Below are 20,068 nucleotides of genomic sequence, written 5' to 3'. Positions count from 1 at the left end.
GTGCGGGCCAATGCCTGACCGAATTAATTGATCTTGTAGCGTCGACGCAAACCACGCAAACCGTAGCTGACCCAAGGCCAGAGCAATGCGCTGACCAAGGCCGGCAGCACCAGCGCCAGGGTTGGCTGACGGTTACCGGTCAGGGCGCTCAGCCATAGTTGAACAAGCTGCGCGAGGCCGAAGATCACCAGGATCACCAGGCTCTGTTGCCACATTGGGAACATGCGCAGGCGCTGTTGCAGCGACAGCACCAGGAAGGTGATCAGGGTCAGGATCAACGCGTTCTGACCCAGCAACGTGCCGTAAAGAACGTCTTCGGCCAGGCCCAGGCACCATGCGGTGACCATGCCGACCTTCTGCGGCAAGTACAACGCCCAGAAAGCCAGCAGCAAGGCCAGCCAGAGCGGACGGAGGATTTCCATGAATTGCGGCAGCGGCGAAACGCTGAGCAGCAGGCCAATGGCAAATGTCAGCCAGATCATCCAGTCATTTCGGGATGCGGTAGCACCAACCATTATTCTCGTCCCCCAGTGGAAGCCGGCGCGGAGACAGGCGGTTTGGCGGCAGGCTTCACCGCAGCCGGTTGAGTGGCTGGCGGTTTAGTTGCGGCAGGTTGCGATGCGGGCGGCTTGGCGGCGGCGGGATGCGCAGGTTTGGCCGGGGCTGCCGGGGTTGCCGCCGGTACCGGTGCCGGTACCGCCGGAGTTGTAGCAGGCGCAGCGGCTGCGGCAGGAACCATTACGGTGGCAGGCACGGGTTTTGGCACGGTCGCCGGAATGATCGGCCCACCACCGTGCTGGTCCAGCGCTTCTTGCGCCTGGGCCGCTTCGTTGGCGCGCTCTTCAGCGGTTCGGCCGTCGGTGAACACCAGCAGTAGGTAACGGCTGCGGTTCAACGCGGCGGTCGGCACGGCACGCACAATGGCAAACGGCTGGCCGGAATCGTGGATCACTTCCTTGACCGTCGCCACCGGATACCCGGCCGGGAACCGTTGACCGAGGCCGGAACTGACCAGCAGATCGCCTTCTTTAATATCAGCCGTGTCGGCGACGTGACGCAGTTCCAGGCGTTCCGGGTTGCCGGTGCCGCTGGCAATTGCCCGCAGCCCGTTGCGGTTTACCTGCACCGGAATGCTGTGAGTGGTGTCGGTCAGCAGCAATACACGGGAGGTGTAAGGCATCAACTCGACCACCTGGCCCATCAGGCCGCGGGCATCGAGCACCGGCTGACCGAGGACTACACCGTCGCGCTCACCTTTATTGATGATGATGCGATGGGTGAACGGGTTGGGGTCCATGCCGATCAACTCGGCCACTTCGACCTTCTCGTTGACCAGCGCAGAGGAATTGAGCAACTCGCGCAGCCGAACGTTCTGCTCGGTGAGGGCGGCAAGCTTTTGCATGCGACCCTGCAACAGCAGGTTTTCGGTCTTGAGTTTTTCGTTTTCGGCGACAAGCTCGGTACGGCTGCCGAATTGGCTGGCCACACCCTGCCATAGCCGCTGCGGCAGGTCGGTGATCCAGTAAGACTGCATCAGTACCAGCGACATTTGGCTACGCACTGGCTTGAGCAGTGTGAAGCGGGCATCGACCACCATCAGCGCGACCGATAGCACGACCAGCACCAACAAGCGCACGCCCAGTGAAGGCCCTTTGGTGAAAAGCGGTTTAATAAGCCGCTCCTCCCAGGCAAATGTTTTGTTTATTCATACGGCAGACCGGCCTGGATACAGACTGACAGAAGGTAAACGCCAACAGGCAGCACTGCAAAGTGCCGCCTGCGCGCTCAACAGCATAGAGGCGATCCGGCGACTTATTCGCTGGAAAGCAGGTCCATGGTGTGTTTATCCATCATTTCCAAGGCACGGCCACCGCCGCGAGCAACGCAGGTCAGCGGGTCTTCGGCAACGATCACCGGCAGACCTGTTTCCTGGGCCAGCAACTTGTCGAGGTCACGCAGCAAGGCGCCACCACCGGTCAGCACCAGGCCACGCTCGGCGATGTCGGAAGCCAGCTCCGGAGGCGATTGCTCCAGCGCGCTTTTCACTGCCTGAACGATGGTGGCCAGGGACTCTTGCAGAGCTTCCAGCACTTCATTGGAGTTCAGGGTGAAGGCTCGTGGAACGCCTTCGGCCAGGTTACGGCCACGAACGTCGACTTCACGAACTTCGCCGCCCGGGTAGGCCGTACCGATTTCCTGCTTGATGCGCTCAGCGGTGGATTCACCGATCAGGCTGCCGTAGTTGCGACGCACGTAGGTGATGATCGCTTCGTCGAAGCGGTCGCCGCCAACCCGTACGGATTCGGCATAAACCACACCGTTCAGGGAGATCAGCGCGATTTCAGTGGTACCACCACCGATATCGACGACCATCGAACCGCGCGCTTCTTCAACCGGCAGGCCGGCACCGATCGCAGCAGCCATTGGCTCTTCGATCAGGAACACTTCACGAGCACCGGCACCGAGGGCCGACTCACGGATGGCACGACGCTCAACCTGAGTGGATTTGCACGGAACGCAGATCAGCACCCGAGGGCTTGGCTGCAGGAAGCTGTTTTCGTGAACCTTGTTGATAAAGTACTGCAGCATCTTTTCGCAGACGCTGAAGTCGGCAATGACGCCGTCCTTCATCGGACGAATGGCAGCAATGTTGCCCGGCGTACGGCCGAGCATGCGCTTCGCCTCGGTGCCGACAGCAACGACACTTTTCTGGTTACCGTGTGTCCGAATAGCCACAACCGATGGCTCATTCAGGACGATACCGCGCTCGCGCACGTAAATAAGGGTGTTGGCAGTGCCCAGGTCAATGGAGAGATCGCTGGAAAACATGCCACGCAGTTTCTTGAACATGGGAAAGGGACCCTAGGCAACGCGTGGGTAAAAAAGTGCGGCAAACTCTAACAACGACAGGGATTTTGGGCAAGGCGCCAATATGTTAAATTGGCCGCTTTTCTGTGCACCAACCCCCACAATCGCGGCCTTATGACCGTAGAAATGCGGTAGTGTTCCGACAATCTAACACACGGATAGCATCCGTTCTGTTTTCCTTCCACTGGAGAATCCCATGACGCTTGAACGCTCCGACGTGGAAAAAATCGCTCATCTGGCCTGTCTGGGCCTAAATGATGCCGATCTTCCACACATCACTTCGGCCCTGAACAGCATTCTGGGACTGGTCGACGAAATGCAGGCGGTCAATACCGACGGTATCGAACCGCTCGCCCACCCACTGGAAGCCAGCCAGCGCCTGCGTGCAGACGTCGTGACCGAGACCAATCATCGCGAGGCCTATCAGTCCATCGCACCAGCGGTCGAAAACGGCCTGTACCTGGTTCCGAAAGTCATCGACTAAAGGGAAAGAGCCTGCAATGCATCAATTGACTCTGGCCGAGATCGCCCGCGGACTCGCCGATAAAAAGTTTTCTTCCGAAGAGCTGACCAAAACCCTGCTGGCGCGTATTGCCCAGCTCGATCCTCAGCTCAACAGCTTCATCAGCCTCACCGAAGACCTGGCGCTCCAGCAGGCGAAAGCCGCTGACGTACGCCGCGCCAACGGTGAGAGCGGCGCCCTGCTCGGCGCGCCGATCGCCCACAAAGACCTGTTCTGCACCCAGGGTATCCGCACCAGCTGCGGCTCGAAGATGCTCGACAACTTTAAAGCACCATACGACGCCACGGTCGTTGCCAAACTGGCCGCGGCCGGCGCAGTGACCCTGGGCAAGACCAACATGGACGAATTCGCCATGGGTTCGGCCAACGAGTCGAGCTACTACGGCCCGGTTAAAAACCCGTGGAACCTGGAACACGTTCCGGGCGGTTCGTCCGGCGGTTCCGCTGCAGCCGTTGCCGCTCGCCTGTTGCCTGCCGCTACCGGCACCGACACTGGCGGCTCCATTCGTCAGCCCGCCGCATTGACCAACCTCACCGGCCTGAAACCGACGTACGGTCGTGTTTCGCGCTGGGGCATGATCGCCTACGCGTCCAGCCTCGATCAGGGCGGCCCTCTGGCGCGCACGGCCGAAGACTGCGCGATCCTGCTGCAAGGCATGGCCGGTTTCGACCCGCAGGATTCCACCAGCATCGATGAGCCCGTGCCTGACTACAGCGCCAGCCTCAACGGTTCGCTGCAAGGCCTGCGCATCGGCGTGCCGAAGGAGTACTTCAGCGCCGGCCTCGACCCGCGTATCGCCGACCTGGTCATGGCCAGTGTCGAAGAGCTGAAAAAACTCGGCGCCGTGATCAAGGAAATCAGCCTGCCGAACATGCAGCACGCGATCCCTGCGTACTACGTGATCGCCCCGGCAGAAGCCTCTTCCAACCTGTCGCGTTTCGACGGCGTGCGTTTCGGCCACCGCTGCGAAGACCCGAAAAACCTGGAAGACCTGTACAAACGCTCCCGTGGCGAAGGTTTCGGCCCGGAAGTGCAGCGCCGGATCATGGTCGGTGCCTACGCGCTGTCGGCCGGCTACTACGACGCCTACTACCTGAAAGCGCAGAAGATCCGTCGCTTGATCAAGAACGACTTCATGGCGGCCTTCAATGAGGTCGACATCATCCTCGGCCCTACCACGCCTAACCCGGCCTGGAAGCTCGGCGCCAAGAACAGCGACCCGGTGGCTGCGTACCTGGAAGACGTCTACACCATCACCGCCAACCTCGCGGGCCTGCCGGGCTTGTCCATGCCAGCCGGTTTTGTCGATGGTCTGCCGGTCGGCGTGCAACTGCTCGCCCCGTATTTCCAGGAAGGCCGCTTGCTCAATGTTGCGCATCAGTACCAGTTGAACACTGACTGGCACACCCGCACCCCAACCGGCTTCTGAGGAGAAACACATGCAATGGGAAGTCGTGATCGGGCTGGAGATTCACACCCAGCTCACCACCCGGTCGAAAATCTTTTCCGGTAGCTCCACCACTTTCGGTTCCGAGCCGAACACCCAGGCCAGCCTGGTTGACCTCGGCATGCCCGGCGTATTGCCGGTGCTGAACCAGGAAGCGGTGCGCATGGCGGTGATGTTCGGCCTGGCCATCGATGCTGAAATCGGCCAGCACAACGTGTTCGCCCGTAAAAACTATTTCTACCCGGACCTGCCGAAGGGCTACCAGATCAGCCAGATGGAATTGCCGATCGTCGGCAAGGGCCACCTGGACATCGCCATGGAAGACGGCACGATCAAACGTGTCGGCGTCACCCGTGCGCACCTGGAAGAAGACGCCGGCAAAAGCCTGCACGAAGAGTTCAACGGTGCCACCGGCATCGACCTGAACCGTGCCGGCACGCCGCTGCTGGAAATCGTTTCCGAGCCGGACATGCGCAGCGCCAAGGAAGCCGTGGCCTACGTCAAGACCATCCACGCGCTGGTGCGTTACCTGGGCATCTGCGACGGCAACATGGCCGAAGGCTCGCTGCGTTGCGACTGCAACGTGTCGATCCGTCCGAAGGGCCAGGCTGAATATGGCACCCGCTGCGAGATCAAGAACGTCAACTCGTTCCGCTTCATCGAGAAGGCGATCAACAGCGAAGTGCAGCGTCAGATCGAGCTGATCGAAGACGGCGGCAAAGTGATCCAGCAGACCCGTCTGTACGATCCGAACAAAGACGAAACCCGTCCGATGCGCAGCAAAGAGGAAGCCAACGACTACCGTTACTTCCCCGATCCGGACCTGCTGCCAGTGGTCATCGAGGACTCGTTCCTCGACGACGTGCGCGCCACCCTGCCGGAATTGCCACCGCAGAAACGCGAGCGCTTCCAGGAGCAATTCGGCCTGTCGGTGTATGACGCCAGCGTTCTGGCCACCAGCCGCGAGCAAGCCGATTACTTCGAGAAAGTCGTGAGCATCAGCGGCGACGCCAAGCTGGCGGCCAACTGGGTCATGGTTGAATTGGGCAGCCTGCTGAACAAGCAAGGCGTGGAAATCGACCAGTCGCCGGTCTCGGCCGAGCAACTGGGCGGCATGCTGCTGCGCATCAAGGACAACACCATCTCCGGCAAAATCGCCAAGGTCGTGTTTGAAGCCATGGCCAACGGCGAAGGCAGCGCGGACGAGATCATCGACAAGCGCGGCCTGAAGCAAGTGACCGACAGCGGCGCGATCTCCGCGGTGCTGGACGACATGCTGGCGGCCAACGCCGAGCAGGTCGAGCAATACCGCGCGGCAGACGAAGCCAAACGCGGCAAGATGTTCGGCTTCTTCGTCGGCCAGGCCATGAAAGCCTCCAAAGGCAAGGCCAACCCGCAACAGGTCAACGAACTGCTGAAAAGCAAGCTCGAAGGCTGATGAGCATTGAGCCAGATTCCAAGCCTGGCTCAAATCCCTGTGGGAGCGAGCCTGCTCGCGATGACGGCAGCACATCCAACATTGATGTGCCTGATAGCCCGCCATCGCGAGCAGGCTCGCTCCCACATTTGTTTTGTGGAAACCTTTGAATGAAGCGTCTACTGGGCGCCTGCGCCCTGCTCTCTTTGCTGGCTGGTTGCGCCAGCACCGATGCCATCGATCCACACGGCTACGACAAGACCGGCGTTGCCTCGTATTACGGCGCCAAACACCACGGTAAACGCACCGCCAGTGGCGAGCGTTTTAACAAGAATTCCCTGACCGCCGCCCACCGCCAGCTACCCTTTGGCACGCGGGTGAAGGTCACCAATCTGAACAACGACAAGTCCTGCGTGGTCCGTATCAACGACCGCGGGCCGCACACCCGTGGACGCCTGATTGATCTTTCACACGAGGCCGCCGAACAACTGGGTATGCTCCGTAGCGGCACCGCACGGGTTCGCGTGCAAGCCATCGACGATTAACAGACGGAGCCCCGACCATTTTCGGACTTGCCGATTTACCCCTGATCAGCGTGATTGAGTTGCTCGGCGGCCTGCTGTTGCTGATCGCCGGCGCCGAGCTGATGGTCCGTGGCGCCGTGCGCCTCGCTGCGCGGTTGCAGGTGCGACCGTTGATCATCGGCCTGACCATCGTCGCCCTGGGCAGCAGCGCACCGCAAATGGCGGTCAGCCTGCAAGCCACCTTGGCGCAAAACGCTGACATCGCCGTCGGCAGCGTAATCGGCAGCAGCATCTTTAACATCCTCGTCACCCTCGGGCTCTCGGCGCTGATCATTCCGTTGCGGGTTTCGCGGCAACTGGTGCGCCTGGATATTCCGCTGATGATCGGCGCCAGCCTGCTGGTGTTTTTATTGGCGTGGAATGAAGAGCTGAACCGCGTCGACGGCATGATTCTGCTGGCCGCCCTGGCGCTGTATCTGGGCTTGCTGCTGCGTCAGTCGCGGCACTCGGCCCGTCCGCCCACCCATGACGAAACCTCCCGGGCGCCGTGGCTCAGCAGCTTGCTGATGATCGCCGCCGGGCTGGCGATGCTGGTCTACGCCGGTCACTTGTTGCTGGGCGCCGCCGTGGCGGTCGCGACCGATCTGGGGCTGTCGGAGCGGATCATCGGCCTGACCATCGTCGCCATCAGTACGTCCCTGCCGGAATTGGCTACCTCATTGATCGCCGCATTGCGCGGTCAACGGGATATTGCCGTGGGCAACGTGATCGGCAGCAACCTGTTCAACCTTTTGGGCGTGCTCGGCCTGACCGCGCTGGTCGCACCCTCGCCGCTGTCGGTCTCGCCCAATGCCCTGGATTTCGACTTGCCGGTGATGCTTGGTGTCGCGGTGCTTTGTCTGCCGCTGTTCTACACCGGCTACCGGGTGACCCGCGCCGAAGGTCTGCTGTTTCTGGGTTTGTACCTGGCTTATGGTCTGCACGTGGTGTCGTTCACCACCGGCATGCCACTGGCCGGCAAGCTTGAACACCTGATGCTGTTTTTCGTCCTGCCGGCGCTGGTGGCCTATCTGCTGTTCACATCACTGCGCGCCTGGCGTCGCCAACACCACAAGAGGGAAATGCCATGACCGACAATAAGAAGCCTGGCGTTGAAGTCCGCCGCCAAGTGATGGGCGATGCGTTCGTCGACCGCGCGCTGGGCAATGCCACCGAGTTCACCCAGCCGTTGCAGGACTTCGTCAATGAACACGCGTGGGGCGGTGTGTGGAATCGCGAAGGTCTGCCGCTGAAAACCCGCAGCCTGATCACCCTCGCAGCCCTGACTGCGTTGAAGTGCCCGCAGGAATTGAAGGGGCACGTACGCGGTGCGCTGAACAACGGCTGCACCGTGGAAGAGATTCGTGAAGCGCTGCTGCATTGCGCGGTGTATGCCGGCGTGCCGGCGGCGATCGATGCGTTTCGGGCGGCGCAGGAAGTGATCGATACCTATCAGAAGCCTGAGTAAGAAGGTCTATCGCCTTCGCGGGCAAGCCTCGCTCCAGGTCCGAGTCGTAAATATTTCCCCCGCACGACACGGACCTGTAGGAGCGAGGCTTGCCCGCGAAGAGGTCCTGCAAAACACCGCAGAACCTGAAGCTAGATCCACCCACCCCACTGCAACAAAAAAATCCCGATGTTGGTGGTCACCGCCGCCATCAACGTGGTGATGACGATGATCGCCGCCGCCAGTTCATGATTGCCATCAGCCTGACGGGCCATGACAAAACTGGCCGCCGCCGTTGGGCTGCCGAAGTACAGAAACAGAATCCCCAACTCCGCTCCGCGAAAACCCCAGAGCCACGCCCCCAGCGTCGCCAGCACCGGCAGGCCGATCATCTTCACCAGGCTTGAGCTCAACGCCATGGAGCCGCTCTTGCGCATTGCCGCCAGCGACAACGTGCCGCCGATGCAAATCAGCGCCAATGGCAAGGTGGTTTGCGCCAGGTACTGACCGGAGGTTTCCAGCCAACCCGGCAAGCCAATCTTGAAATAGGCAAACGGTGCCGCCGCAAACACGCTAATGATCAGCGGGTTGACCATCACGCTTTTGCAGATGCTCCACGGATCGGACTTGATCACTGGGCTGTACACCGCCAGCACGATGGTCGAGAGCGTGTTGTAAAACAGGATCACCAGCGCCGCGAGAATCGCCCCGAGGGAAATCCCGTAATCGCCGTACATGCTCGCCGCCAACGCGAGGCCGATGACGCCGTTGTTGCCGCGAAACGCGCCCTGAGTGTAGATCCCACGGTCTTCCCGCGGGCACTTCCAGATCGCCCAGCCCCAGGCGATAGCGAAACCCATCAGGGTGGCGAACGAAAAATAGATCAGCAGCGCCGGTTGCAGCGCGGTGTGCAGGTCGGCATGCAGGATGCCCAGAAACAGCAACGCCGGCATGGTGACGTTGAACACCAGGGCCGACGCGGTGTGGATGAAGTTGTCGTTGATCCAGTCGATGCGCTTGAGCACAACCCCCAGAAACAGCATGGCAAACACCGGTGCGGTGATGTTCAGGGTTTCGAGGAAAATTGCCAGCATGCCGGTGGGAACCTTGGGTGAGCGTCGTTAGGGGGCTAATGATAAGCCACCCGGGACGCTGGCGTCTGGTAGACCGCTTCGCGAGCAGGCGACGAGTAACCTGTGGCGAGGGAGCTTGCTCCCGCTGGACTGCGCAGCAGGCCCATTTTGGGGCCGCTTCGCGCCCCAGCGGGAGCAAGCTCCCTCGCCACAGGATCAGGTGATCGGCGCCGGGTTGAACAGGGTGATGTCGTTATGCAGCTTGTGCTGCTCGGCCCACGTCTGCTTCTTGCCGCTGGCCACGTCCAGGTAGTAGTAAAACAACTCCCAACCAAGGTCTTCAATCGAAGCCCGCCCGGTCGCAATCCGCCCGGCATCGATGTCGATCAGGTCCGGCCAACGCTGCGCCAGTTCAGTCCGGGTCGACACCTTGACTACCGGCGCCATCGCCAAACCATACGGCGTACCACGCCCGGTGGTGAACACGTGCAGGTTCATCCCCGCCGCCAACTGCAACGTCCCGCAGACAAAATCACTGGCCGGGGTTGCGCAGAAAATCAGCCCTTTGCGCTTGAAACGCTCGCCAGGACCCAGCACGCCGTTGATCGCGCTGCTGCCGGATTTGACGATCGACCCAAGGGACTTCTCGACAATGTTCGACAACCCGCCCTTCTTGTTGCCCGGCGTGGTATTGGCGCTGCGATCCGCTTCACCCTTGGCCAGGTAACGGTCATACCAGTCCATTTCCCGCACCAGTTCCTGAGCAACTTCCTTGGTTTCCGCACGGGAAGTCAGCAGGTAAATCGCGTCGCGCACTTCGGTGACTTCGGAAAACATCACCGTCGCACCGGCGCGCAATAACAGGTCCGAGGCATAGCCCAGCGCAGGGTTGGCGGTGATGCCGGAAAACGCATCGCTACCCCCGCATTGCATCCCGAGAATCAGCTCGGACGCCGGCACGGTTTCCCGGCGACGTTGATCGAGCTTCTTCAAACGGGTCTCGGCCAGCGCCATGATCTGCTCGATCATCTCGGTGAATCCGTGACTCGAATCCTGCAAGCGATACAGCCACGGCTCGCTCAAATCCACCGAGCTGTCGCCCTCATGCATCACCTGCCCGGCCTGCAATTTCTCGCAGCCCAGGCTGATGACCAAGGCTTCGCCACCCAGGTTCGGGTTGCGCGCCAGGTTGCGCACGGTGCGGATCGGGATGTACGCATCGGTGGCGGTAATCGCCACGCCACAACCGTAACTGTGGGTCAGCGCCACCACGTCATCGACATTCGGATAACGCGGTAGCAACTCATCCTTGATGCGCTTGACCGCATGGTCCAGCACGCCGGTGACGCACTGAACGGTGGTGGTGATCCCGAGAATGTTGCGCGTGCCGACGGTGCCGTCGGCGTTGCGATATCCCTCGAACGTATAGCCTTCCAGCGGTGCCTGCGCCGCCGGCACTTCGGTGGACAGCGGCAGGCTGTCCAGCGGTGGCGCGGTGGGCATGCGCAGTTGATCTTCCTTGACCCAGCTGCCGCGCGGAATCGGCTGCAACGCGTAGCCAATGGTCTGGCCGTAACGAATCACCTGGCCGCCCTCGGGAATGTCTTCCAGGGTGACTTTATGGCTCTGCGGTACGAAGTCCAGGGTCACCAGGCCATCGGGAAACTCGGTGCCGGCCGGTACGCCCTGGTCATTGACCACGATCACGACGTTGTCCCGCTCGTGCAGGCGGATGTAGCGCGGCGAGTCGGAATGTTCAATCAACTGCATGACGCCGCTCCTCAGGAATGCGCTTGTGACAATTTGTTGTTTGCTTCAGGACCGCTGACGGGCGGCTCTTTAAGCACCACACGTTTGATTGGACCGACGATCACCAGGTAGCTGAACACTGCGACCAGTGCGTTGCAACCGACAAACACCAGCGCCCATTTGAACGAACCGGTGGAGCTGATGATGTAGCCGATGACGATCGGAGTGGTGATCGAAGCGATGTTGCCGAAGGTGTTGAACAAGCCACCGCTGAGACCGGCGATCTGTTTTGGCGAAGTGTCGGACACCACGGCCCAACCCAACGCACCCACACCTTTGCCGAAGAAGGCCAGGGCCATGAAGCCGACAACCATCCATTCAACATCGACATAGTTGCACGCCACGATGCTGCTGGAGACCAGCAAGCCAGCGATGATCGGCGCCTTGCGGGCGAAGGTCAGGGAGTGGCCTTTGCGCAGCAGGTAATCGGAAATCACCCCGCCAAGGACACCACCAATGAAGCCGCAGATCGCCGGCAACGAGGCAATGAAACCGGCCTTGAGGATGGTCATGCCGCGCTCTTGCACCAGGTACACCGGGAACCAGGTCAGGAAGAAGTAGGTGATGCCGTTGATGCAGTACTGGCCCAGGTACACGCCGAGCATCATGCGGTTGGTCAGCAGCTGGCGGATGTAGTCCCACTTCGGACCGTCGGACTTGGCGCCTTTGCCTTTGTCCTGGTCCATGTCGACCATGCCGCCGTTGTCGGCGATGTGCTTGAACTCGGCATCATTGATCATCGGGTGCTGGCGCGGGCTGTAAATCACTTTCAGCCAGATGCCGGAGAAGATGATGCCGATCACGCCCATGACGATGAACACGTGCTGCCAGCCGAAGCTGTAAACGATCCAGCCCATCAGCGGTGCAAACAACACGGTGGCAAAGTATTGCGCCGAGTTGAAGATCGCAGACGCCGTACCGCGTTCAGCCGTCGGGAACCAGGCAGCCACAATGCGTGCGTTACCGGGGAAGGATGGCGCTTCGGCCAGGCCCACCAGGAAGCGCAGCATGAACAGCGCAACCACCGCCGTGGACATGCCGAACTCACCGACATAACCCTGCAGCACGGTGAACAGCGACCAGGTGAAGATGCTCATCGCATAGATTTTTTTCGAACCGAAACGGTCCAGCAGCCAGCCACCGGGAATTTGCCCGGCCACGTAGGCCCAACCGAATGCAGAGAAGATGTAACCGAGGGTGACCGCGTCGATGCCGAGGTCTTTTTGCAGGCTGGAGCCGGCGATTGCGATGGTAGCCCGGTCGGCGTAGTTGATCGTGGTCACCAGAAACAGCATGAGCAGGATCAAATAGCGGACGTGAGTCGGCTTCTGGGTCGATTGCATGTAGATGTACTCCCACTGATTATTTTTATGCGCGGGTGAAACAGTTGTTCCCTGTAGCAGCTGTCGAGTGAAACGAGGCTGCGAGCATTTGATCTTTAAAAGCAAAGATCGCAGCCTCGTTTCACTCGACAGCTCCTACAGGGTTGCGGTGTTCGATAGGACCGGACACCGCGATGTTGCGTACTACGAACCTATGTAGGAAGTCTTCACGACTGTGTAGAACTCTTGTGCATAGCGACCTTGCTCACGTGAGCCATAGGATGAACCTTTACGCCCACCGAATGGAACGTGGTAATCCACGCCCGCCGTCGGCAGGTTGACCATCACCATCCCGGCCTGGGAGTGGCGTTTGAAATGGTTGGCGTACTTCAGCGACGTGGTGGCGATGCCCGCCGACAGACCGAATTCGGTGTCGTTGGCCATGGCCAGTGCAGCGTCGTAATCGGCAACGCGAACGATGTTGGCCACCGGGCCGAAAATCTCTTCACGGCTGATGCGCATCGCGGCTTCGCTGTCGGCAAACAGCGTCGGTGCGAGGTAGTAGCCTTCGGTTTCGCAGGTCACCAGACCGCCGCCGCTGACCAGACGAGCACCTTCGGACTGGCCGATGTCGATGTACTTCAAGTCCTGTTCAAGCTGGGCTTGCGAGACCACCGGACCGATATCGGTGCCGGTTTTCAGCGCGTGGCCGACCTTGATCGACTTCATGCGCTCGGCCATGGCTTCGACGAACTTGTCGTGGATACCGGCGGTGACGATGAAGCGGCTCGACGCCGTGCAACGCTGACCGGTGGAGTAGAACGCGCTCTGTACCGACAGCTCGACCGCTTGTTTGAGGTCGGCGTCGTCGAGAATGATCTGCGGGTTCTTGCCACCCATTTCCAGCTGAACCTTGGCCTGGCGCGACACGCAGCTGACCGCGATCTGACGACCGACACCGACGGAACCGGTGAAGCTGATGCCGTCGACTTTCGGGCTCTGCACCAGCGCATCGCCAACCACGCGACCGCTGCCCATCACCAGGTTGAACACGCCGGCCGGGAAGCCTGCGCGGGAGATGATTTCAGCCAGCGCCCAAGCGCAACCCGGCACCAGATCGGCTGGTTTCAGCACGACGCAGTTGCCGTAGGCCAGGGCCGGGGCGATTTTCCACGAAGGGATCGCGATCGGGAAGTTCCACGGTGTGATCAGACCGACCACACCCAGCGCTTCGCGCGTCACTTCGACGTTCACACCCGGACGCACCGACGGCAAGTAATCGCCGGACAAGCGCAGGCATTCACCGGCGAAAAACTTGAAGATGTTACCGGCGCGGGTCACCTCGCCGATGGCTTCGGGCAGGGTCTTGCCCTCTTCCCTGGCCAGCAGGGTGCCGAGTTCTTCGCGACGCGCGAGGATTTCGGTACCGACTTTATCCAGCGAATCGTGGCGAGCCTGAATGCCCGACGTCGACCAGGCCGGGAACGCGGCGCGAGCGGCATCGATGGCAGCGTGGACCTGGGCCAGATCAGCCTTGGCGTAGTCGCCGATGGTATCGGTCAGTTCGGACGGGTTGATGTTGGCGCAGTAATCACTGCCCGCTATCCATTCGCCGTTGATGTAGTTATCAAAACGCTTTGTATCAGCCACAACAATCTCCTCACGCAAAAGGCCGCTGATTGCTCAGCGGCCTTGTTTAGTCGGTTTTTACTGCGCGCCCTGCTTGTCGATCAGCGCGGCCAGAGCTTCGTACTCTTCTGGCAGCAGATCGGTCAGCGGCGCACGCACAGGACCTGCGTCATAGCCCGCAATCTTTGCCCCGGCCTTGACGATGCTCACCGCGTAACCCGCTTTGCGGTTACGGATGTCCAGGTATGGCAGGAAGAAGTCGTCGATGATCTTGCCGACGGTGGCGTGATCTTCGCGGGCGATGGCGTGGTAGAAATCCATCGCGGTTTTCGGGATGAAGTTGAATACCGCCGAGGAGTAAACCGGAACACCCAGTGCCTTGTAAGCAGCGGCATACACTTCGGCGGTCGGCAAACCGCCCAGGTAAGTGAAGCGATCACCGAGGCGGCGACGGATCGACACCATCAACTCGATATCGCCCAGGCCATCCTTGTAGCCGATCAGGTTCGGGCAGCGCTCGGCCAGGCGTTCCAGCAACGGCGCGGTCAGGCGGCAGACGTTGCGGTTGTAAACCACCACGCCGATTTTCACCGATTTGCACACAGCCTCAACGTGGGCGGCAACACCGTCCTGGCTGGCTTCGGTCAGGTAGTGCGGCAGCAGCAACAGGCCTTTGGCGCCCAGACGCTCGGCTTCCTGTGCGTATTCGATGGCTTGGCGAGTCGAACCGCCCACGCCAGCCAGAATCGGCACGCTGGTTTCGCAGGTGTCGACGGCAGTCTTGATGATTTCCGAATATTCGCTGGCCGCCAGAGAGAAGAACTCACCGGTGCCGCCCGCGGCGAACAACGCCGTGGCGCCGTATGGGGCCAGCCATTCGAGACGTTTGATGTAGCCAGCGCGATGGAAGTCGCCCTGAGCATTGAAGTCGGTGACCGGGAAAGACAGCAGGCCAGAAGAGAGGATGGACTTCAGTTCTTGTGGATTCATTATTCGAACACCCTGGATAGCGACGTTTGTGTGAGAAAAGCGTTCAGCCTGTGGCCGAGTTGTAGGTCATCGTACAACTTAAATAATAACCGTCAACTGCATTTCATCGGTGCGCTCGCAATTTGTGTCGGAAAGGGATTTTCTTGACGTAGGAAATTTCTCGCCTAAGCTCCGAATGACTGTATATACGTACAGTTAATTTTGAATCATGCCGACGACATATCAAGGAGCTAGAAATGTCAGGTCTACATACTCAATCGCAGGAAAAACCCGAGCAGATAATCGCGAACCTGGATGATCTGTTTACCGAACACGGAATCGCCATCACCGCTGACAGTTCGCTGATGCTGCAGATCGCGGAACATAAAGACGCACACTCTAACGCTCCGCCCGGTAAAGCCTTGAAAGGCAAGCCGCAGCTGAGGTTCGAGGGCGGCGAGCACACCGCCATCGGTGACAGCACGCTGCTGCGTTTCATCAAGGACGCGCCCGCTGTCCCGGCCTCGCAGGTGGAGCTGCATTTACCGAATGGGCTGGCGCTTACTTACGGTCAGATCGTCGCCCTGGGCGGGGATTTTTATGGCATTCCCGATCAACCGATCAGCGAAGGCGCCACCGCTGCCGATCGCATCCAGCGGTTTATCAACGCCTTCAACTCGCTGGCCGTGCTACCGGCATCCAATGCCGAAGCGAAGCTGATCCTCGGCGTCATGCAGAAGGAAATCGCCGCCGTTAAGCAAGCGATCAAGGACGGCAAACAGCCTCATGAGGCGTATGACGCGCTCGGAGATACGTTGTCCGAACAGTGGAACAAAATCACCGGCGGCGGCAGTTTCGTCTCGGCGCTCTTCCCATTGGGACGCTATCTGAAACTGGCCGCCAACAATGCCGATCACTTTGCCGAGTGGGCGCTTCTGGCTTACATCGCCGGGCATGGCGCGGCGCTGCAACAAGCGGTGAAAGCTCACAACAGCGGCGACGAAAAGCAGCTGGAACTGGCCTACGCGATGAACGCGTTTGCCGATCATTACCTGACCGACCTGTTTTCTGCCGGCCATTTGCGAGTGCCGCGTAAACAACTCGCGGCGGTGGTGACGCCGAGTGATCTGGGCTCGTTGATTACCCGCTTCATGCACGACGAAGACAGCAAATTCGGCCTCAATGTGCGCAACGGCAGCGGCGATCAATGGCGGGCGTATGGCGACAAACGCTACTTCGACGCCATCGACAGCGCCAATCGCGTCCAGGTCAATCAGGCCGTACAAGCGTCGGCGAACGAAGTGTTTGCGACATATCTCAATGGCATCGTTCCACCGGCCCGTGACTACGGAGCCTTGAAAAAGTCGCCGGATCTGCAAGCCGCGCTGAACCTGACGAACAACTTTTCACCGTTGTTCCGGGTTGAAGGCAGCAAAGTGCTGCGGCGCAAGGACGTCAACAACCTGAACGATACCGCCACCGTCGATGACTGGTGGGGCTGGAGCACTTACTTGCTCCTCAAGGACTACAAACCCACTGGCAACGTGGCCTGATAAGGAGATCGATGATGACTATCAAATTGAAACTGGAACTGGCTTCGGGGCAATCGCTGGAGGGGGCGCCGTTGGAGTTGTTGTCCAAGGGCGTACCGATTGCTCGTGGAGTTGTGGATAAAAATGGAAGTGTGACGCTCGATGTTAAATCTGCGAAGGCTGAATTGGCTGTGCGGGTGGATCGTTCGATTCTGAAGACCGGCTAAAGCTGCTGGCCCCATCGCGAGCAGGCTCACTCCTACAAGGGATCTTCAGTGAACTACGTGTTTCGTGGCGCCGACGCCCCCCCCCTGTAGGAGTGAGCCTGCTCGCGATGGCATTTCCCAGGGCACAGTAAACGGTACGGATCGACGCTGACCGTTCATCGAAACTGTTATTTCTTACAGTTTCGAACCCTCTACCTTAGAGGCTTAATCGGATAGTCGATCACTGCACAGGCGAAGGCTCAATGAGCACAATCCACCGGTTTAATTTTCCCGCTCTAACCAAACATGCAGCTCTAGAAGTGCCGTCAGATTTTGACCTAAATGTGAGCGTGGACAATATCGTTGAATTTGAAACACTGCCCGGCCAGTACTGGAAAATCACCCTGAAGATATTCAAGGTACTGCTTAACAACACCGTCGAATATGTAGATTACAAAACAGTCGAGGTGGAAAATCCTTATCCCTAGCCCCGCTGCGCCTCAGCCTCTTCATGCGCATGGCGCAGCCTTTCCCGACTATTCGTCAAATGCAATCGCATCGCCGCCCGCGCCGCATCTGAATCCTGGCGAGCAATCGCGTCGTAAATCTCTTCGTGCTCACGGCTCAGACGATTCATGTAGTGCTGCTGATCATCATGGGCCAGGCGCGCGGAGTTGAGGCGGGTGCGCGGAATGATGCTGGTGCCCAGGTGGGTCATGATGTCGGTGAAGTAGCGGTTGCCGGTCGCCAGGGCGATTTGCAGGTGGAACTGGAAGTCGGATGCCACGGCATCGCTGGCGTGAGAGACGCTTTCATTCAAGGCGTCCAGGGCGGCGCGCATCAAGGCCAACTGCTCGGCGCTGCGGCGTTGTGCGGCGAGGCCGGCGGATTCCACTTCGAGGCTGATGCGCAGTTCCAGGATTGCCAATACATCTCGCAGGGTCACCACGGTCGCCGGGTCGATACGGAAACCGCTCGGGCTCGGGGTGTCGAGCACGAAGGTGCCGATGCCGTGGCGGGTTTCCACCTGGCCAGCCGCTTGCAAACGGGAAATCGCTTCGCGCACCACCGTGCGGCTGACGCCATGGGCATCCATGATCGCCGACTCGGTGGGCAATTTGTCGCCACGCTTGAGGTGACCGTCGCGGATCTGCTCGGACAGCACCGTCACCAATTCCTGTGCGAGGCTGCGGCGCTTGCGAGGGAGGCGTGGTGCGTCGATCGGGTTTTCCATGGTGAACGTCTTTCTCGAAAATTGCGGCTGAAACCGCATCATAGCTCAACGCGGTTGTACGATCACCCCGCCCCTGTAGGAGCGAGCGGTTCGGCGATCCGACTTGCCCGCGAAGGCCACAACGCGGTTCCAGATCAGAACCGCGTAATCGTTCTTCGCGGGCAAGTCGGATCGCCGAACCGCTCGCTCCTACAAGGGCGGTGGTGTTTATGCGGTCACGGTTTGGTCCACCAGATGGCCATTTTCAATCCGCACATGCCGTGGGTGGAAACGTTTAAGACTGCTGCGATGCCCGACGCTGACAATGCTCAGCCCCGGAATCTCATCGATCAACGCCTGATACAGCGACGCTTCATCCTCTTCGTCCATAGCCGACGTCGCTTCATCCATGTACAACCACTGCGGTGCATAGAGCAGCGCGCGGGCGAAGGCCAGTCGTTGCTGTTCACCCGGCGACAGCATGCGCTGCCAGTGATTGGCTTCGTCCAGACGCGCAACGAGGTGCGGCAAACGACAGGTTTCCAGCACTTGAACATAACGCTCGTGCGGATAGGTCTCGCCGGGCTGTGGATAACTCAGCGCTTCGCGCAGTGTGCCAATCGGCAGGTAAGGTTTTTGCGGCAGGAACAAATAGCGCGCCGCCGGCAGACGAATGCTGCCATGGCCAGCAGGCCACAGATGGCCCATCGCTCGCAGCAAGGTGGACTTGCCGCTGCCGGAGCGACCGCTAAGCATGACGCGCTCGCCCTCCTCCACTGTCATGTCGGCGTTGGTCAGCAGATGTCGACCGTCCTCCAGATCGAGGCCAAGGTTGTGCACCTTCAACGCATCACCTTGATTCTGTACATCAATGGCTGGCGCACGCTCTTCGTTGTCGGTCATGGCCTGGCGGAAACTCAGCAGACGATCACAGGTGGCGCGCCACGACGCGAGGCTCTGGTACGCACTGATAAACCAGCTGAAACTCTCCTGTACATTGCCGAACGCCGAACTGATTTGCATCAGCTCACCGAGTTCGATCTTGCCGGACAAGTAACGCGGCGAAGCGACGATGAACGGAAAGATGATGGCGGCCTGTTGGTAACCGGCGGTAAAGAACGTCAGACGCTTGGACACCTTCATGATGTCCCAGAAGTTGTGCCAGACCAGTCCGAAGCGGTTGCTCAAGCGACGGTTTTCATTGGGCTCGCCGTTGTACAGCGCAATGCTCTCGGCATTTTCGCGAACCCGCACCATGGAGAAACGCAGGTCGGCTTCAAAACGTTGTTGTTGGTTGTTCAGGCCGATCAGGCGGCGACCGATCAGGTGGGTCAGCCAGCTACCGATCACGGCATAAACCAGCACACACCAGAACATGTAGCCGGGAATGGTAAAACCGAGCACTTCAATACTGCCCGATACGCCCCACAAAATGATCGAGAACGACACCAGGCTGACAATGTTACGCAGTAAACCAATGCCCAATTCCAGGGTATTGGAGGTGAAATTGTTGAGGTCTTCGGAAATCCGCTGGTCCGGGTTATCGGTGTAACCGCCCTGCTCCAGCTGGTAGTAATTTTTGTTGCCGAGCCAGCGGGCGAAATGCTTTTCCGTTAGCCAGGCACGCCAGCGAATGGTCAGCATCTGGGTCAGATAGAGCCGGTACACGGCACCGATAATCGCCACCGCCGCAATCCCGCAGAAATACAATATCAGCCGCCAGAACGCCGCTTCATCCTTTTGCTGCAGAGCGTTGTAAAAATCCTTGTACCAGGTGTTGAACCACACAGAGATCCCCACGCTGATCAACGATAACGCGATCACCGCGATCAGCAGCGTCCAGGCCTTGACCTTCTCCTCGCTGCGCCAATAAGGCGTGATCATCGCCCAGACCTTGCGAAAAAACTGCCCGCGCACAGCATCGTTGACCGCGGAATACTCAGCGTTCTGATTCATGGAAAAGGCTCGATAAAGAAAAGTACACACACGAACCGATCATAGATGATCGGTTCGGGTTATCGCGAGGGCTGGCGATAATCGTTCAGCGTCC

19 protein-coding genes are annotated in these 20,068 nt (G+C 59.7%); 9 read left to right on the top strand and 10 right to left on the bottom strand.

The genetic code is table 11. The annotated features are described in order from the left end of the window. Positions 1 to 23: 23 nt before the first annotated feature. The 3 genes from mreD to mreB form a co-directional block, all read right to left on the bottom strand. A complete protein-coding gene (mreD, locus tag ACYZTY_RS02925; RefSeq protein ID WP_461957232.1) occupies positions 24 to 515 on the bottom strand; it encodes a rod shape-determining protein MreD in 492 nt (163 codons plus the stop codon). Then, positions 515 to 1,624, bottom strand: a complete 1,110-nt coding sequence (gene mreC, locus ACYZTY_RS02920; RefSeq protein WP_461959243.1) for a rod shape-determining protein MreC — start codon at positions 1,622 to 1,624, stop codon at positions 515 to 517. Before mreC ends, mreD begins: the two co-directional genes overlap by 1 nt. A 188-nt stretch (positions 1,625 to 1,812) precedes the next feature. Continuing rightward, the gene (mreB, locus tag ACYZTY_RS02915) at positions 1,813 to 2,850 is read right to left on the bottom strand and encodes a rod shape-determining protein MreB (protein WP_002555108.1); all 1,038 of its coding nucleotides are present in this window, start codon (positions 2,848 to 2,850) and stop codon (positions 1,813 to 1,815) included. A gap of 214 nt (positions 2,851 to 3,064) precedes the next feature. Between mreB and gatC the strand changes: the two genes are divergently transcribed. The 6 genes from gatC (at position 3,065) to ACYZTY_RS02885 (ending at position 8,286) form a co-directional block, all read left to right on the top strand. Then, positions 3,065 to 3,352 carry an Asp-tRNA(Asn)/Glu-tRNA(Gln) amidotransferase subunit GatC gene (gene gatC, locus ACYZTY_RS02910; RefSeq protein WP_008026876.1) on the top strand — a complete coding sequence of 96 codons (288 nt, stop codon included), beginning with the start codon at positions 3,065 to 3,067 and terminating at the stop codon, positions 3,350 to 3,352. 16 nt (positions 3,353 to 3,368) lie between these two features. After that, complete coding sequence (gatA, locus tag ACYZTY_RS02905; protein ID WP_461957231.1) at positions 3,369 to 4,820, top strand: Asp-tRNA(Asn)/Glu-tRNA(Gln) amidotransferase subunit GatA; 1,452 nt, start codon at positions 3,369 to 3,371, stop codon at positions 4,818 to 4,820. 10 nt (positions 4,821 to 4,830) lie between these two features. Continuing rightward, positions 4,831 to 6,276, top strand: coding sequence for an Asp-tRNA(Asn)/Glu-tRNA(Gln) amidotransferase subunit GatB (gatB, locus tag ACYZTY_RS02900; RefSeq protein WP_461957230.1), 1,446 nt, complete (start codon positions 4,831 to 4,833; stop codon positions 6,274 to 6,276). 149 nt (positions 6,277 to 6,425) lie between these two features. Then, positions 6,426 to 6,800, top strand: coding sequence for a septal ring lytic transglycosylase RlpA family protein (locus ACYZTY_RS02895; protein ID WP_461957229.1), 375 nt, complete (start codon positions 6,426 to 6,428; stop codon positions 6,798 to 6,800). Between the two features lie 50 nt (positions 6,801 to 6,850). Further along, entirely contained in the window at positions 6,851 to 7,909 is a 1,059-nt protein-coding gene (locus ACYZTY_RS02890; RefSeq protein WP_461957228.1) for a calcium/sodium antiporter, read from the top strand. Then, positions 7,906 to 8,286 (top strand): carboxymuconolactone decarboxylase family protein, encoded by a 381-nt coding sequence (locus ACYZTY_RS02885; protein ID WP_095129461.1) that lies wholly within the window; start codon positions 7,906 to 7,908, stop codon positions 8,284 to 8,286. Before ACYZTY_RS02890 ends, ACYZTY_RS02885 begins: the two co-directional genes overlap by 4 nt. A 131-nt stretch (positions 8,287 to 8,417) precedes the next feature. On the opposite strand, the gene ACYZTY_RS02880 is transcribed toward ACYZTY_RS02885, so the two are convergent. The 5 genes from ACYZTY_RS02880 to kdgD all read right to left on the bottom strand — a co-directional run bounded on the left by ACYZTY_RS02880 (position 8,418) and on the right by kdgD (position 15,088). Then, complete coding sequence (locus ACYZTY_RS02880) at positions 8,418 to 9,359, bottom strand: AEC family transporter (RefSeq protein ID WP_461957227.1); 942 nt, start codon at positions 9,357 to 9,359, stop codon at positions 8,418 to 8,420. Positions 9,360 to 9,554: 195 nt separating this feature from the next. Beyond that, positions 9,555 to 11,108: a galactarate dehydratase gene (gene garD, locus ACYZTY_RS02875; protein ID WP_461957226.1), complete on the bottom strand. Its 1,554-nt coding sequence runs from the start codon at positions 11,106 to 11,108 to the stop codon at positions 9,555 to 9,557. Positions 11,109 to 11,119: 11 nt separating this feature from the next. Then, positions 11,120 to 12,490 (bottom strand): MFS transporter, encoded by a 1,371-nt coding sequence (locus ACYZTY_RS02870; protein ID WP_461957225.1) that lies wholly within the window; start codon positions 12,488 to 12,490, stop codon positions 11,120 to 11,122. A 183-nt stretch (positions 12,491 to 12,673) separates the two neighbouring features. Continuing rightward, entirely contained in the window at positions 12,674 to 14,119 is a 1,446-nt protein-coding gene (locus tag ACYZTY_RS02865) for an aldehyde dehydrogenase family protein (protein WP_461957224.1), read from the bottom strand. Between the two features lie 57 nt (positions 14,120 to 14,176). Beyond that, the gene (kdgD, locus tag ACYZTY_RS02860; RefSeq protein WP_461957223.1) at positions 14,177 to 15,088 is read right to left on the bottom strand and encodes a 5-dehydro-4-deoxyglucarate dehydratase; all 912 of its coding nucleotides are present in this window, start codon (positions 15,086 to 15,088) and stop codon (positions 14,177 to 14,179) included. 236 nt (positions 15,089 to 15,324) lie between these two features. Here kdgD and ACYZTY_RS02855 point away from each other — a divergent pair, with 236 nt between their 5' ends. From ACYZTY_RS02855 to ACYZTY_RS02845, 3 genes are all read left to right on the top strand, one after another. Further along, the gene (locus ACYZTY_RS02855; protein WP_461957222.1) at positions 15,325 to 16,620 is read left to right on the top strand and encodes a phospholipase; all 1,296 of its coding nucleotides are present in this window, start codon (positions 15,325 to 15,327) and stop codon (positions 16,618 to 16,620) included. A 14-nt stretch (positions 16,621 to 16,634) separates the two neighbouring features. After that, complete coding sequence (locus ACYZTY_RS02850) at positions 16,635 to 16,826, top strand: hypothetical protein (RefSeq protein WP_461957221.1); 192 nt, start codon at positions 16,635 to 16,637, stop codon at positions 16,824 to 16,826. Positions 16,827 to 17,068: 242 nt separating this feature from the next. Continuing rightward, positions 17,069 to 17,293, top strand: a complete 225-nt coding sequence (locus tag ACYZTY_RS02845) for a hypothetical protein (protein ID WP_461957220.1) — start codon at positions 17,069 to 17,071, stop codon at positions 17,291 to 17,293. Here the strand turns inward: ACYZTY_RS02845 and ACYZTY_RS02840 are convergent. Then, entirely contained in the window at positions 17,290 to 18,039 is a 750-nt protein-coding gene (locus ACYZTY_RS02840; protein ID WP_309675998.1) for a FadR/GntR family transcriptional regulator, read from the bottom strand. The two genes, ACYZTY_RS02845 and ACYZTY_RS02840, sit on opposite strands and share 4 nt — an antisense overlap. Positions 18,040 to 18,246: 207 nt before the next feature. Further along, on the bottom strand, positions 18,247 to 19,974 hold the full coding sequence (locus ACYZTY_RS02835) for an ABC transporter ATP-binding protein/permease (protein ID WP_461957219.1): 1,728 nt from the start codon (positions 19,972 to 19,974) through the stop codon (positions 18,247 to 18,249). Between the last annotated feature and the right edge of the window lie 94 nt (positions 19,975 to 20,068).

It is taken from the genome of Pseudomonas sp. LB1P83 (assembly GCF_054897885.1).
This window is presented reverse-complemented; position numbering and strand designations above follow the sequence as displayed.

Coding starts and splice junctions, on each gene's coding strand:
- ACYZTY_RS02840 (WP_309675998.1), bottom strand. CDS start 18,039: ATGGAAAACCCGATCGACGCACCACGCCTCCCTCGCAAGCGCCGCAGC.
- ACYZTY_RS02850 (WP_461957221.1), top strand. CDS start 16,635: ATGACTATCAAATTGAAACTGGAACTGGCTTCGGGGCAATCGCTGGAG.
- ACYZTY_RS02855 (WP_461957222.1), top strand. CDS start 15,325: ATGTCAGGTCTACATACTCAATCGCAGGAAAAACCCGAGCAGATAATC.
- ACYZTY_RS02835 (WP_461957219.1), bottom strand. CDS start 19,974: ATGAATCAGAACGCTGAGTATTCCGCGGTCAACGATGCTGTGCGCGGG.
- ACYZTY_RS02845 (WP_461957220.1), top strand. CDS start 17,069: ATGAGCACAATCCACCGGTTTAATTTTCCCGCTCTAACCAAACATGCA.
- ACYZTY_RS02870 (WP_461957225.1), bottom strand. CDS start 12,490: ATGCAATCGACCCAGAAGCCGACTCACGTCCGCTATTTGATCCTGCTC.
- gatC (WP_008026876.1), top strand. CDS start 3,065: ATGACGCTTGAACGCTCCGACGTGGAAAAAATCGCTCATCTGGCCTGT.
- mreD (WP_461957232.1), bottom strand. CDS start 515: ATGGTTGGTGCTACCGCATCCCGAAATGACTGGATGATCTGGCTGACA.
- kdgD (WP_461957223.1), bottom strand. CDS start 15,088: ATGAATCCACAAGAACTGAAGTCCATCCTCTCTTCTGGCCTGCTGTCT.
- mreB (WP_002555108.1), bottom strand. CDS start 2,850: ATGTTCAAGAAACTGCGTGGCATGTTTTCCAGCGATCTCTCCATTGAC.
- gatA (WP_461957231.1), top strand. CDS start 3,369: ATGCATCAATTGACTCTGGCCGAGATCGCCCGCGGACTCGCCGATAAA.
- garD (WP_461957226.1), bottom strand. CDS start 11,108: ATGCAGTTGATTGAACATTCCGACTCGCCGCGCTACATCCGCCTGCAC.
- gatB (WP_461957230.1), top strand. CDS start 4,831: ATGCAATGGGAAGTCGTGATCGGGCTGGAGATTCACACCCAGCTCACC.
- ACYZTY_RS02885 (WP_095129461.1), top strand. CDS start 7,906: ATGACCGACAATAAGAAGCCTGGCGTTGAAGTCCGCCGCCAAGTGATG.
- ACYZTY_RS02880 (WP_461957227.1), bottom strand. CDS start 9,359: ATGCTGGCAATTTTCCTCGAAACCCTGAACATCACCGCACCGGTGTTT.
- ACYZTY_RS02895 (WP_461957229.1), top strand. CDS start 6,426: ATGAAGCGTCTACTGGGCGCCTGCGCCCTGCTCTCTTTGCTGGCTGGT.